The following is a 12792-nucleotide window of genomic DNA, read 5'->3' as shown; positions in this document are numbered from 1 at the left end:
CGACATCACCCGTACAGTTCCGGACATGACGAAGCTCGCGCTGGCCGTCACGGACGGCATGCTCCACTTCGAACTCTCCCTCGCCTGCGAGGTGTTCGGGGCCGACCTGTCCCGGGAGGTCGGCTCCTGGTACGAGGTCGAGGTGTGCGGCCCCGCGCCCGTACGGGTCGGCCGGTTCCGGCTGGAGCCGGAGTACGGGCTCGACCGGCTCCCGTACGCGGACACGGTCGTCGTCCCCGGCTGGGCGGACGTCGACGCGGCGCCGCCCGCGGAGCTCGTCGACGCCGTGCGGGCGGCGCACGAGGCGGGCGCGCGCGTCGTGTCACTGTGCACCGGCGCGTTCGTCCTCGCGGCCGCCGGCCTCCTCGACGGGCGGCGCGCCACCACCCACTGGGCGCACACCGCCGTCCTGGCGGCCCGCCATCCGCGGGTGGAGGTCGACCCGGACGTGCTGTACGTGGACGACGGCGACGTGCTCACGTCGGCGGGTAAGGCGGCCGCCATGGACCTCTGCCTCCACCTCGTGCGGCTCGACCACGGCTCGGCCGTCGCCAACCGGCTCGCCCGCACCCTCGTCGTACCGCCGCACCGGGCGGGCGGCCAGGCGCAGTTCGTGACCGCTCCGGTGCCGGAGCAGGACGACCACCCGCTCGCCGACCTGTTCCCGTGGGTGCTGGAGCGGCTCGACCAGCCGTTGACCGTGGAGGACCTGGCCCGCCGGGCGCACATGAGTTCACGCCATCTGGGCCGCCACTTCCGGGCGGTGACGGGGACGACCCCGCTGCGGTGGCTGCTGACCCAACGGATCCGGCGGGCCCAGGAGCTGCTGGAGGTGAGCGGGGAGAGCGTCGACGCCATCGCGGTGGCGACGGGGATGGGCACGGCGACGACGCTGCGGCGGCACTTCAACCGTACGATCGGCGTGCCGCCGGACGCGTACCGCCGTACGTTCCGGAGCGCGCGGCCCGCACCGGCGCCCGCAGCCGCGTCCGCGCCCGTGCCCCGTCACTGACTCCGGCTCTCCGGCAGGTCCTTGAGGAACACGAGGCCGTCGCAGGACGCCAGGTGGGCCGGGTCGAGCGGGGCGTAGCCGAACCACGGGGAGACGCGGGGCGCGGGAGGCGTGGGGCCGAGGGCGGCGCCCAGCCGGGGGGCGTCGATGACGCGGCGGTCGTCGGGAAGCGCGTACAGGATTCCCTCCAGGGTGGCCGGCGGCGGGGTGTCCACGCCCCGGTGCCGGATGGTGCCGAGGGCCGTGGCGACGAAGCCGTACGCCGGACCGAGCCGGGCGCTCACCAGGGCCCCGGCGCTCCACCAGTGGAGCGGCTCCCCGCCCATGCGCAGGGTGCTCCGCTCGCGCTGGAGGTGGGAGTTGTGGGCGTGGACGAACGCCGGGCCGCGATCGGCGACGGCGAGGAGGTTGTCGGCCATCATCCGGTCCCGGACGGCGACCAGTCGCGTGAGGCGGGCGGGCGAGGGGTCAGCCATCGCGTGGTGGTAGCGCAGCAGACCGGTGGCGGTGCGGGCGTGGAGGCGGGCCCGCTCCCACTCCGCCCGCGAGGTCGCGGCGAGGAGGTGCGGCGTCTGTTCGTCGAGGAGTTCCACCAGGTCGTCGGCGAGCAGGCGCAGTTCGCGTGCCTCCGCCGACCGCCCCACGGACCGGGCCGGGTCCCGCATGGCGGCGGGCTCGGTCCAGCGCTCGTCGGCGCCGAGCAGGTCGTCCAGGGTGTCCGCGCCGCAGGGGAGCAGGTCGGCGTCGACCCAGGTGGCGAGGGAGCGGTGCAGCGCGGTGAGCGCCTGCCGGGGGCTCTCGGCGCCCGTGATCTCCAGCGGGCCGTCGAAGCCGGCGAAGCGGACCCGTTCGGCCTCGGGACGACCGGTGTTGTAGGCCCGCATCCAGCGCACGAGCTCGCGGTTGGCCGCGGAGGCGCCCCAACCGTGGCTGAAGCCGCGCTCCATGACGGTGTCGAGAGCCGTCTCGTCGTGCGGGGCGCGGGTGGGAGCGGCTTCGCCCGGGGCGCTCGTACCGGAGGTGACGTAGTCGTCCACCAACAGGCCCTTGAGGCAGTCGCTCTCGACGGCGATGGTCCGGTAGCCCTCCTGCTCGACGAGTTGCCGGAAGAGTTCGTTGCGGAGGTCGAGCAGCGCGTCCTCGCCGTGGGTGGGTTCGCCCAGGGCGAGCAGCCGCGGCCGCTCCGGGAACAGCCTCATGACGGCGTCGGCGTCGACGTCGACATGGACATCGGCAGCGGCTTCGGCATCGGCTTCGGCTCCGCTGGCGCGGGCGGCGGTGTCCTTGAGGTCGGTAGCCATGCCTTCCACGCTATCGTTGAACCTCCGGTGGAGACTTCTGCGCGATAGCGTCGCCCGCATGGTGCGAAAGCTTCAAAGTGAGGATCGGCTGAGGCCGATCGACCTGGCGCGTGGGCAGGGTCTGTCGACGCAGGCGATCCGGAACTACGAGGAGGCCGGCATCCTCCCGGCCGCCGACCGCACGCCGCACGGCTACCGGACCTACACCTCCCTGCACGCGGCGTCCCTGCGCGCGTTTCTCGCCCTGGTCCCCGGTCACGGCCACCGGACCGCCACCGCGATCATGCGGGCCGTGAACGAGGGCGCGGCCGATGAGGCGTTGCGCCTGGTCGACGAGAGCCACGCCCAACTCCTCGACGACCGGCGCACCCTCCGGGCCGTCGAGAGCGCGCTGCGCGACCTCGGACCGGACGAGGGCCCGCACGCGGGTGAGGACGCGGGTGCGGCTGGGGGGTCTTCGCCGCGTGTCACCTTCATCGGGCCGCTGGCACGCGGGCTCGGCATCCGGCCCGCGACGCTGCGGAAGTGGGAGCGGGCCGGGCTCGTGCGCCCGGACCGCGACCCGGGGACCGGTTACCGGGTGTACGACGAGGCCGCCGTGCGCGACGCCCGGCTGACCCACCAGCTCAGGCGGGGCGGCTACCTGCTCGACGAGATCGCCCCCGTACTCGACCAGGTCCGTACGGCCGGCGGCCTCGAACCGCTGGAAGCCACCCTGCGCGACTGGCACGCCCGCCTCTCGGCCCGCGGACGGGCGATGCTGGCCGGGGCGGCGGAACTCGACGCGTACCTGCGGCGGTTCGGGGAGGGCGGGGGCCGGACCGCTCCCGAATCCGCTTAGGCGGCGCGGACGTGGCGGCGCGAGAGGTGGAGTTCGTAGGGCAGACAGCAGTCGGAGGAGAGGGTCGCGACCAGCGCTCCGCAGGCGCAGACCTGGTTCATGCCCCCGTACGGCGTCGCTCCGCAGCAGGCCGCGGAGGCGTGCCGCAGCTCCGGGCCGCGGGCGTCGTCCGGGTTGATGACGATGTTGCCGCGCGGCCCCCGGGACACCAGCGACTGCCCGTGCGCGTCGTGCTTGGTCCCGTGCCGCGGCATGACCGGTCCGGGCGCGTCGGCGACGACGAGGGGCGCGCCGTACGGCTCCGGCTCGACGGCATAGCAGCCCAGCGGCACGGTCGCGGGAGACGGGCCCATCTCCTCGGCCTCCCACCACGGGTGGTACGGCGGTGGGGGTACGGCCGGAAGGCGCCTCAGCGGCCCGGTCAGCGCGGCGCCGCAGGCGGCGCACGCGAACGCCGCGACGTGCGTCGCCCCGGCCCCGTCCCGGCGGCAGGGTTCTGACATGGCCCCACCCTCACCGGGCCGCGCGCGCCGCCCTCGCGGGTCCGCCGTCAGCCCTGGGGGCGGGAGCCCGGGGTATGGCCGAAGGTGCGGCGGAAGACGTTGATGAAGGTGCTCGCCGAGGACCAGCCGCAGTGGTGGGCGACCGTGGTGACCGGGGTGTCCTCGGCCAGCAGGATCAGGGCGTGGTGGAGCCTGATCTGGGTGCGCCACTGGGGGTAGGTGAGGCCGAGGTCGTGGCGGAGGCGGCGGGAGAGGGTGCGGGCGCTCGCGCCGATCTGGCGTCCGAGGGCGTCGAGGGGGCGGTTGTCGGCCGGGTCGGCGCGCAGGAGGGCGTGCAGTTCGCGGAGGAGGGGGTCGGTGGGGATCGGCAGGTGCAGGGGCTGCTCGGGGGAGACGGTGAGCTGGTCGAGGAGGACGGCTCGCAGGCGCAGATGGGACGGGCGGTCGTTGGCGGGGTCGCGGGTGTAGGCGACGACGAGTTCGCGCAGGAGAGGGCTGACGGCGAGGACGGCGGGTCGGTCGAGGCCGAGGGGGTTGTCGGTGGTGGGCAGGCCGACGAGGTGGAGGTCGAGTTCGCCGTGGGCCTGGTGCTGGTGGACGGTGCCCGCGGGGATCCAGAGCGCGCGGGTGGCGGGGGCGACCCAGGAACCGGCGTCGGTGGTCACGGCGATGGTGCCGCGGCTGGCGTAGGCGATCTGGTGGTCGTCGTGGCGATGCGCGTCGATCTCGCCGCCGGACGCGAGGCCCCGCCCTCGTCGGCGCCGCCCTGTGCGCACCCGTCCTGCGCGTGCTCGCCCGGCCCGAGACCGGTACGGCCGGGACGCGGGCGCCCCGCGGCGCCGACGACGTGCGCTCGTTCGTCACGCTGTCCCTTGCCGTCGTCTGCCGCTCGGTCGTCTTCACCGGCCTGAGCACCTTCGTCTCCCTCTACGCCCAGCAGCGCATGCAGGGCAGCACCACCGCGGGGGCCCTCGCCCTGTTCCTGCTGTTCCTGGGCGGCGCCGTCGGCTCGCTCCTGGGCGGGTCGCTGGCCGGCCGCTACGACCGCGTCCGCGTCTCCCGCTGGGCCTATCTGCTCTCCGTCGCCGCCGTCACCGGAGTGGTCTACGCACCCGGCCCGGCCCTGTTCCTCTTCGTGGCCCTCGTCTCCTGCGGCCTGTACGTCCCCTTCTCCCTCCAGGTCACCCTCGGCCAGGACTACCTGCCCTCCCGCGTCGGTACGGCCAGCGGGGTCACCCTCGGCCTCACCGTCAGCGTCGGCGGCCTCGTCAGCCCCCTCCTCGGTCACCTCGCCGACACCACCGGCCTCCGGACCGCCCTCACCCCCCTGATCGCCATGCCCGCCCTCAGCTGGCTCCTCTTCCGGGCCCTGCCCGAGCCCACCGCGCCCGGGCCGGCGACCGGTGGGCGCGGCGCTCGGACCCGAACGGAGGCCGTCACCGTACTGCCGCGGCCTCGGCCGCCGTATGGGCGGAGGCGAAGGTGAAGGCGCGCGGGGACGGGCCGTTCGTCCGCAGGTCGGCCAGGCGCTCCATCGCCTCTCCGACCGACGGGAGGTGCCCGGCGGGCACCCACCAGAGGACCAGGTGGGCCTCCACGTGCCGCTCGAACCATTCGCGGCGCCGCCGCATCACTTCGAGGTGCCCGCTGCGGTAGGCGAAGTCCCACAGGGCTTCCCGGGTCTCCCACACCGACATGTTGACGATGACGTCCTCGCCCGCCGGGCGCAGTCCGGTGGCGTCGGGCGCGCCCTCCTCGACGAGTCGCCAGACGAAGCCGGGCGCCTCGTCCGCGGCGGCGTTGACCGGGTCGAGCAGCTCGACGAAGGGCGCGATGCGCGGGTCGTCGAGGGGGTACCGGAGCGTGGCGACGTTGAGTTGGGCGAGGTGGAACCGGGGGGCCGGGGAGGCGGGCGGCGGGGTGGGGTCGGCGGCGTGCGTGGATGCGGTCATGACCTCATCCCAGCACGCACCCCTTTTCTATGTCAATCATTGTTGTTTTTAGAAGGCTCCACCACGACGCAGCACTGCCCGGGCCGTGCGTCCATACGGGCCCGGAGGGGGCCTTCCGTGCCGAGCAGCCCTTCGAGCAGCGCGAGGTTCATGCCGCAGACGAGTGGCGGGAAGCGTTCGGCGACGGCGTGGAAGGGGCAGTTGCGCATGCGGACGACGGGGGCGGGGGTTCCTTGTGTCACGGCACCCTTCCGCTCCTCCTCCACGGCCTCCCCCGCTCCTTCCAGGTGGGGTTCGTAGCCGCGGGCGGCCAGCACCTCCATCGCCGCGTCGAGGTCCCGGCAGGGCGGCGCCGAGCCGCGGAGCGCCTCGCCCCTGCGGCGCGCGGCCTCGCGGAGCCCGGCGTCGAGGCCGGCCTGTTCGGCGGCCTCCGCCAGGAGTTCGGCGGCGGTGCGGTAGTCGCGTCCGGGCAGCGACACCGTCCACTCGGCGCGCGCCCGCGTGTAGACCTTGGCGGGGCGGCCGGCCCCCGGTCCGGAGCGGCCGGTGAGCCGGCGGCTGCCGCTCTCCAGCAGTCCGGCTTCGGTCAGCTTGTCCAGGTGGTGCGCGGCGAGGGTGCGGGCGATGCCGGTCGCCTCGGCGGCCTCGTTCCGGCCGACCTCACGTCCCTGCGCCGCCACGTACTCGTACAGGCGGCGGCGCACCGGGTCCTGCAGCACCGCGATCGTCTCGATGTCTTCCACCCGGCCAGTCTAAGAACAACAGGCGTGGGAGATAGAAGGCACGTGCGAGGAGGGCGTCCGGATGGGGCGTGTGACCAGGTCGCACGGGTGGGGCCTGCGGGGGGGGGCGCGCGTCGGGGCCGTCGTCAGGGGCGCCGCGCCCGCGCCGCCGGTCGTCGGCGCAGCAGGTAGACGGCCGCGGAGACGACCAGGACCAGCATGCAGGCGATGAAGACGAGCCCCGCGCCTTCGAGGCCGATGGGCCCGGCGAGCAGGCCGACGCCGATCACGGGGATCGAGATGCCCGTGTACGCGACCACGAACAGGGCCGAGATGACCGCGGCGCGCCGGTCGGCCGGGGCCGCCGCGGCGACGGAGGAGAGCGCGGCCCGGAAGGTGAGGCCCTGGCCCGTGCCGCCGATGGCTGCGGAGAGGACGACGAGGACGAGGAGGTCGGTGGCGAGGGCGGCGGCGAGGAGGGTGAGGCCGACGAAGAGTACGGCGCAGCCCAGGACCAGCGAGCGGGCCACTCCGACGCGGTCGACGGCGAGTTGTCCGGCGGTGGAGGCGAAGAAGGCGAGGGCGACGACCAGGCCGCTCACCGCATGGTTGTCGACGTGCAGGAAGCGGGCGAGGAACGCCGGGCTGACGGAGGTGAACACGCCGAAGAGGGCGAAGCCGACGAAGGAGGCGATCGCCGCCGGTACGAACACCGCCCGCACCGGGGGCGGCAGGGCGGGGAGCCGCGGTCGCACGGCCGTCAGCGGGCCCCGGTCGGTCACGGTCTCGGGCAGGCGGAGGAGCACGACGGCCGACAGGCCCACCAGGGCGAGGTGCACGGCGAACGGGAGCAGCAGCGGCTCGGGAGCGTACTCCGCGAGCAGTCCGGCGAGCAGGGGGCCGCAGCCGAGGCCGCCCATGTTGGCGGCGGTGGCGACGAACGTCGCGCGGCTGCCCCCTCCGCGCGGGGCCAGTTCCATCACGTAGGCGGTGGCGGCGCCGGTGAAGAGCCCGGCGGACAGGCCGGACAGCAGCCGGCCCGCGTACAGCCATCCGATGCTGTCGGCGGAGAGGAAGCAGACGGCGCTCGCGCCGGAGAAGACCAGGCCCCAGAGCAGCGCGGGCCGCCTGCCGACGGTGTCCGACGCGTTGCCCGAGAGCAGCAGCACGCCGATGACACCGAGGGCGTAGACGGCGTAGACGACGGTCACCGTCAGCTCGGAGAACCCGAACTTCTCCTGGTAGAGGGGGTAGAGGGGGGTCGGCAGCGTGGTGCCGGCCATGCACACGACGAACACGGATCCGGCGAGCAGACAGCGGGGCCAGCCTTGACGGTCACCATCCATGCCGCCGACCGTAACCCCGGCGGGGCTCGTCCCGGTGGTACGAACTGCGGGCGGGCCTCGATCGGGTCCGCCCGCCGCCGTCCGTGCGGGGCGTCAGCGCCTGCGGCCGCCGTGGAGTTCCAGGCGTTCCCCCGGGAACCTGGCGCGGAAACCCCGGTCGTGCGAGACCGCGACCACCGCGCCGGGGTACGCCGCGAGGGCAGCCTCCAGGTCCTCGACGAGGTCGAGCGCGATGTGGTTCGTCGGCTCGTCGAGGACGAGGAGATCGGCCGGCCGGGTGACCAGGCGGGCGATCTGGAGCCGGCGTTGCTGCCCCGCGGAGAGCGCCGCGACCGGAACGTCCAGGTCGTCCGTACGGAAGAGGCCGAGCGCCAGCAGCTCTGCGGCGTGCTCCTCCGGGTGGCCCGGACGGCCCGCGGCGAAGGCGGTGAGCAGCGGAAGTCCGGTGGTGCGCGGGGGAAGTTCCTGGGCGAGGTAGCCGATCCGTGCGGGGCGGCGCACGGCACCGGCGTCCGGTTCGAGGTCCCCTGCCAGGACGCGCAGGAGGGTCGTCTTGCCCGCGCCGTTCTCTCCGGTGACGAGGAGCCGTTGGCCCGGAGCGATCCGGAGCGGGGCGTCGTCGAGGCGCAGCCGCGTCCCGACGGTGACCCCGTCGAGCTCGACGAGCGGGTGATCGGCCGGGGGGTGAGGGTGGTGGCCGCCGGGGGCGGCGGTGTGGTCGGTGCTGCCGTTGTCACGGTCGTACGCCGCGTACGCCAGGGCCGCCGTCGTGAAGCGCAACGGCTCCGGCGGCGCGGGGACCGGGTTGCGGCGCAGGTGGGCGAGCCGCTCGCGGGCGGCACGCACCTGCCCGCCCAGCTTGGCCTCGTGGGAGCGGCGGTGCTTGCCGAACCCCTGGCGCGGGTCCTTGCCCGTGGTGGTGAGCCGCTGCGCCGCGGCGCCGACCAGCTCCTCCGTGCGGGCCACCTCCTGGAGCCACTCCGCGTGCTCCTGCTCGGCGCGGCGCCGGGCGGCGGCCTTCGCGGTGCGGTAGCCGGTCCACCCGTCGCCGTAGCGACGGACCGTACGGCTGTCGCGGTCGACCTCCAGGATCGTGGTGGCGATGTTCTCCAGGAAGCCGCGGTCGTGGGTGACGGCGACGACGGTACCCGGGTGGGCCCGGAGGTGGTCCTCCAGCCAGCGGACGGCGGTGGCGTCGAGGTGGTTCGTCGGCTCGTCGAGGAGCAGGAGTTCCGGCGCCGCGGCGAGCACGCAGGCGAGCGCGAGGCGCGACTGCTCGCCGCCGGAGAGGGAGCCGAGCTGGCGGCCGCGGGTGACGTGGCCGAGGCCGAGGCCGTGCAGGGCCGTGTCGACGCGCGTGTCCGCCTCGTACCCGCCCCGGTTCTCGTACGCGGTGAGCAGCTCTCCGTACAGGGCGAGTTCGTCCTCGGACGCCCGGCCGAGGTGCTGCTCCGCCTCGCGGAGACGGCGTTCCAGCGCGCGCAGGTCGGCGAGCGCGCGGTCGACGGCGTCCTGCACGGTGGCGCGGGGGTCGAGGTCGAGGGTCTGGGCGAGGTGACCGGTCCCGCCGGGAAAGGCGACGGTGACCTCTCCGGAGTCAGGGGCCTCTGCGGAGGCCAGGAGGCGGAGCAAGGTGGACTTGCCGGAGCCGTTCTCGCCGATGACGGCGGCCCTCTCACCGGGGCGTACGGCGAAGGAGACGCGGTCGAGGACGGCGCGGGTGCCGTAGGCCTTGCTGACGTCCTTGACGGTCAGCTGGGCGACGGCGGGTGCGGAGGTGCGGGCGCGAGCGCGCATGGGGCTTCCCCTGGAGGTACGAAGAGTCGACGGGCGGCGGCGTGTGCGGCGGCGACGGCCGCGCCCGGACTCAGACGAAGAAGAGGAAAGCCATACGTCGACTGTAGCAAGACGGTCCGTCTCGGTGCGACGCACCCGTGCCCGGCGGCTCGCAGGGGGCCATGGTCAGAGGTTCCGCTGCTCCGGTGTGAACGGGCCGGAGGCCGGGGTCACGCACTTGTCCACGGTGGTCTCCTCGCCGGCCGCCGTGCCCGTCAGACAGAGCCGTCCGCCCTTGTCGCGCAGGTCGAGGAAGAACCGGGTGGCGGGGCCCGACTGCCTGAGGTCGTGGATCTTCTCGTCGGCGTAGCCGAGGTCGTGCAGGATCCCCCTGACCTTTTCGGGCGTGGGGTCGGCCAGGTTCCACAACGCCTGGGCGATGCGCTCCTCGTGGAGGTTGCTCGCACACCAGTCACGTGCGTTCAGCTCCACTTCCGGCCCGGCGGTGGGGGCGATCGGCTCGACGTCCGGCGGAACCTCGACGGCGCCGGGCGGCAGCGGCCGCGACGGCCCCGTCGGCACGGGCTCCGGTGGGGCGCTCGGGGGGCACGACTGCTCCACCATCTCCATGATCTGCCCGTAGCCGGGCGTCGCGGCGGTACCGGCCGGCGGTTCCGCGACGCTCGACCGCTCGGTGCCGCAGGCGGCGAGCGCCAGAGCGGCGACAGCGGTGGCGGCCATCGTGTACAGGGGGCGGCGGGCGGGGCGGACAACGGGGCTTGTGGGGCGCGGAGTTCGTCTCATGCGCCCAGTCTGTGATCAAGCCGTCCGGGGCGCGTGAGTACGCCTACTCATCTGGCGGGTGCGCACTCACTCACCTCGGCGGGGACCCGGAGGTCTCCTGCGGGTCCCCGCCGTGCCGCTACAGGCTGCCGAAGTCCGGCAGGGTGATCGAGCCGTCGTCGGCCAGGGGGATTCCGGGATTGTGCGCGATCTCCCAGGCGTGGCCGTCCGGGTCGGTGAAGGCGCTGGAGTAGAAGCCGACGGCGTTGACCGCCGCGGGTTTGGTGACGGTTCCGCCGGCCCGCTCCACCGCGGCGAGCAGGGCGTCGACCTCGGCCTCGGAGCGTACGTTGTGAGCCAGGGCGATCCCGCCGAATCCGCCGGCCCCACCGGTCCCGCCCGACGGCGTCCCCGGCTCCAGGCCGCAGTCCCGTGCGAGCTTCTCGCGGTCCCACAGGACGAGCCCGAGGCCGCCCGCCTGGAAGAAGACCGTCTCCTCGACTTCCTGGCCCCGCCAACCCAGCGCCTCGTAGAAGCGCTTGGCGCGAGCGAGGTCCGACACTCCCAGCGTGACCAGGGTGATCCGTTGCTCCATGCGCTTCACGGTACTCGCCGGGCCACGGCCACGGCCACGGCCACGCGACGCGTGGGCTGCGGGGCCGGATCGGGTGGGCCTGGCGCGGTCGGGGGCGATCGGAGGCACCCTGGAGAGATGAGTACCGCTCCGATCGTCGTCCACCCGCCCTCCCCCACCGGCGGCCGGCGTGTCACCGCCCGCCGGGGCGGCATCCTCGGCCTGGCGCACCGCGACGCGGACGTCGTCGAGTTCCTGCGGCGCGCCGGGCTGCCGGACGCGGAGGACCTTCTCGACGACCCGGCGTGGGTGGAGTGGCGGGGCGGCCGGGCCCACGAGTACGAGGCGGCCTGAGGCGGCCCGCGCAGTCGGGCGGCCCCCGCAGCCCGCGCTGCTGTGGCAGGCGGAGCTCGTCGCCATGGCCGTCGGCGTGCTCACCGTGGTGGTCCTCGTCCGCGCGCGGCGCTGGCCGGAGGCCTGTTACGTCACGCTCAGCCTCTGGGCCCTGGGGACGTCGTACTGGTACATGTCGGTCCCCCGCGCCACGCTGCTGTGGTGGCCGCTGTGGATCGGCATCGCCTCCTCCACAGCTGCGCAGACCGCGGCTGTGGACGGCCTGGCTCTGCGTGTCGGCGCCGCTCTCCGTCGTCCTCGCGGTCGCCTTCTGCTCCGGACGGTGGGCGGGCTGACGGGGGGCGCTGCCCCGGCCGCGTCCGGCGCGCCGGTACCGCCGCCCCGGCCGGTCCGTCCCGGTACCGGCGCCCCGGCTGGTCGCGCCCCCCAGGTGGTCGCGCCCCGGGGGCAGCGGGACGCTGGAGGGGAGCGCGTCCGGGCGTCGAGTGCGTACCCGACGGGATCGCCTGCCCGGCCGGGAAAGGCCGCGTCATGCGCATGATGATGAAGGTCCAGATGAACACCGAGGCCTCCAACGAGGCCATCAGGCAGGGCACGCTGTCGAAGATCATGGAGACCGCACTGGCGGAGATGCGTCCCGAGGCCGCGTACTTCACCTCCGAGGACGGCTGCCGGACGGCCTTCCTCTTCTTCGACATGACCGACTCGTCGACGATGCCGAAGCTCTCGGAGCCGTTCTTCCTCCAGCTCGGAGCGAAGATCACCTACACGCCGGTCATGAACCGGGAGGACCTCGGCAAGGGTCTCGCGGCGATCATGCCGGGCTCGGGCGAGTGAGCCGCCCGAAGGGCCACGAGGCGATGTCGCGGTAGCGGATCGGGCCCGGGCCGCGGCCGTAGTCGCTGGCGACGAGGTGCAGGCGCGCGGTCGGCCAGTCGCGGCCGGTGAAGTCGGCGAGGGCGGCGGCGGCCTCCACCACGTGGGGCTCGTCGCCGCGGCGTGCGCGGGCCAGCGTCAGGTGCGGGCGCAGCGGGCGGCCCTCGAAGGGGATGCCGCACCCCACGACGAGGGCGCGCACGTCGGTGGCGAGGGCGTGCAGGCCTTCGAGGTCGCCCGTGATGCCGCTCCACAGCACCCGCTCGTCGAAGTGGCCGCCGCCGGACAGCGCGAGGTGGAGCGGTGCGCGGGCGGCCGCCAGCTCGGCGAGGGGCTGCCGCAGGACCGGCACGGCCTCGGCCGGGAGCTCGCCCAGGAACGCCAGGGTGATGTGCCAGTCCTCGATGCGGTTCCACCGCATGCGGGGGTACGCCTCGTACGCCGGGGTCAGCCGCCGGGCGAGTTCGTCCTTGGCGTCGTCGGGCGGGGCGAGGGCGATGAACGCGCGCACGGTCGTCGTGTCCCGGGTCTGTTCCGTCATGAGGGACTTCATTACCCTGTCGGCGCCCGGGGCGGCACACCGGGCCCCGGTGACGTGCGGTTTCAACGTTCTGTATAAGCTGGTGGACGTTCGCGCCCGCCGCATCACCGCGCGCGCGGAGCCGGCCGCCTGTCGACCACAGCGGGCCACACGGAGTGGCGACCCCGTCGTCCGCTCCCCCTCCCGTTCTTCCCGGCACCACCGCCGCCTG

The 12792-nt window shown here is 74.4% G+C and carries 14 protein-coding genes and 1 pseudogene; 5 read left to right on the top strand and 10 right to left on the bottom strand.

From position 1 onward, the window contains the following. The first annotated feature begins 25 nt into the window (after positions 1 to 25). Entirely contained in the window at positions 26 to 1012 is a 987-nt protein-coding gene (locus ACWDVG_RS23610) for a helix-turn-helix domain-containing protein (protein ID WP_451701511.1), read from the top strand. Here ACWDVG_RS23610 and ACWDVG_RS23605 read toward each other — a convergent pair. Continuing rightward, on the bottom strand, positions 1006 to 2313 hold the full coding sequence (locus tag ACWDVG_RS23605; protein WP_451701509.1) for an erythromycin esterase family protein: 1308 nt from the start codon (positions 2311 to 2313) through the stop codon (positions 1006 to 1008). The genes ACWDVG_RS23610 and ACWDVG_RS23605 overlap by 7 nt on opposite strands. 58 nt (positions 2314 to 2371) lie before the next feature. Here ACWDVG_RS23605 and ACWDVG_RS23600 point away from each other — a divergent pair, with 58 nt between their 5' ends. Continuing rightward, a complete protein-coding gene (locus ACWDVG_RS23600) occupies positions 2372 to 3154 on the top strand; it encodes a TioE family transcriptional regulator (RefSeq protein WP_451701506.1) in 783 nt (260 codons plus the stop codon). Here ACWDVG_RS23600 and ACWDVG_RS23595 read toward each other — a convergent pair. After that, entirely contained in the window at positions 3151 to 3657 is a 507-nt protein-coding gene (locus ACWDVG_RS23595) for a hypothetical protein (RefSeq protein WP_451701504.1), read from the bottom strand. The genes ACWDVG_RS23600 and ACWDVG_RS23595 overlap by 4 nt on opposite strands. A 47-nt stretch (positions 3658 to 3704) precedes the next feature. Continuing rightward, positions 3705 to 4433, bottom strand: a complete 729-nt coding sequence (locus ACWDVG_RS23590) for an AraC family transcriptional regulator (protein WP_451701501.1) — start codon at positions 4431 to 4433, stop codon at positions 3705 to 3707. On the opposite strand from ACWDVG_RS23590, the pseudogene ACWDVG_RS23585 reads away from it, so the two are divergent. Continuing rightward, positions 4403 to 5143: pseudogene (locus ACWDVG_RS23585) on the top strand (MFS transporter); the annotation flags it as partial. The gene ACWDVG_RS23590 and the pseudogene ACWDVG_RS23585 overlap by 31 nt on opposite strands. On the opposite strand, the gene ACWDVG_RS23580 reads toward ACWDVG_RS23585, so the two are convergent. From ACWDVG_RS23580 to ACWDVG_RS23555, 6 genes are all read right to left on the bottom strand, one after another. Then, complete coding sequence (locus tag ACWDVG_RS23580; protein WP_451701499.1) at positions 5094 to 5609, bottom strand: DUF3291 domain-containing protein; 516 nt, start codon at positions 5607 to 5609, stop codon at positions 5094 to 5096. The pseudogene ACWDVG_RS23585 and the gene ACWDVG_RS23580 overlap by 50 nt on opposite strands. Positions 5610 to 5641: 32 nt before the next feature. Beyond that, on the bottom strand, positions 5642 to 6352 hold the full coding sequence (locus ACWDVG_RS23575; protein ID WP_451701496.1) for a helix-turn-helix transcriptional regulator: 711 nt from the start codon (positions 6350 to 6352) through the stop codon (positions 5642 to 5644). Positions 6353 to 6477: 125 nt separating this feature from the next. Continuing rightward, positions 6478 to 7677 carry an MFS transporter gene (locus ACWDVG_RS23570; protein ID WP_451701493.1) on the bottom strand — a complete coding sequence of 400 codons (1200 nt, stop codon included), beginning with the start codon at positions 7675 to 7677 and terminating at the stop codon, positions 6478 to 6480. A 93-nt stretch (positions 7678 to 7770) separates the two neighbouring features. Beyond that, on the bottom strand, positions 7771 to 9474 hold the full coding sequence (gene abc-f / locus ACWDVG_RS23565) for a ribosomal protection-like ABC-F family protein (protein ID WP_451701491.1): 1704 nt from the start codon (positions 9472 to 9474) through the stop codon (positions 7771 to 7773). A 165-nt stretch (positions 9475 to 9639) separates the two neighbouring features. Beyond that, positions 9640 to 10194 (bottom strand): hypothetical protein, encoded by a 555-nt coding sequence (locus ACWDVG_RS23560; RefSeq protein ID WP_451701489.1) that lies wholly within the window; start codon positions 10192 to 10194, stop codon positions 9640 to 9642. A 181-nt stretch (positions 10195 to 10375) separates the two neighbouring features. Then, on the bottom strand, positions 10376 to 10831 hold the full coding sequence (locus ACWDVG_RS23555) for a VOC family protein (protein ID WP_451701487.1): 456 nt from the start codon (positions 10829 to 10831) through the stop codon (positions 10376 to 10378). 117 nt (positions 10832 to 10948) lie between these two features. Here ACWDVG_RS23555 and ACWDVG_RS23550 point away from each other — a divergent pair, with 117 nt between their 5' ends. Beyond that, on the top strand, positions 10949 to 11164 hold the full coding sequence (locus ACWDVG_RS23550) for a hypothetical protein (protein WP_451701485.1): 216 nt from the start codon (positions 10949 to 10951) through the stop codon (positions 11162 to 11164). A gap of 531 nt (positions 11165 to 11695) precedes the next feature. Beyond that, complete coding sequence (locus ACWDVG_RS23545; protein WP_451701483.1) at positions 11696 to 12001, top strand: hypothetical protein; 306 nt, start codon at positions 11696 to 11698, stop codon at positions 11999 to 12001. Here the strand turns inward: ACWDVG_RS23545 and thpR are convergent. Next, entirely contained in the window at positions 11979 to 12581 is a 603-nt protein-coding gene (gene thpR / locus ACWDVG_RS23540; RefSeq protein WP_451701481.1) for an RNA 2',3'-cyclic phosphodiesterase, read from the bottom strand. The genes ACWDVG_RS23545 and thpR overlap by 23 nt on opposite strands. Positions 12582 to 12792: the final 211 nt, after the last annotated feature.

This window comes from Streptomyces sp. NPDC003327 (assembly GCF_053589515.1).
The sequence above is the reverse complement of the archived record's forward strand: the minus strand, read 5'-3'. Positions and strand labels throughout refer to the sequence as shown.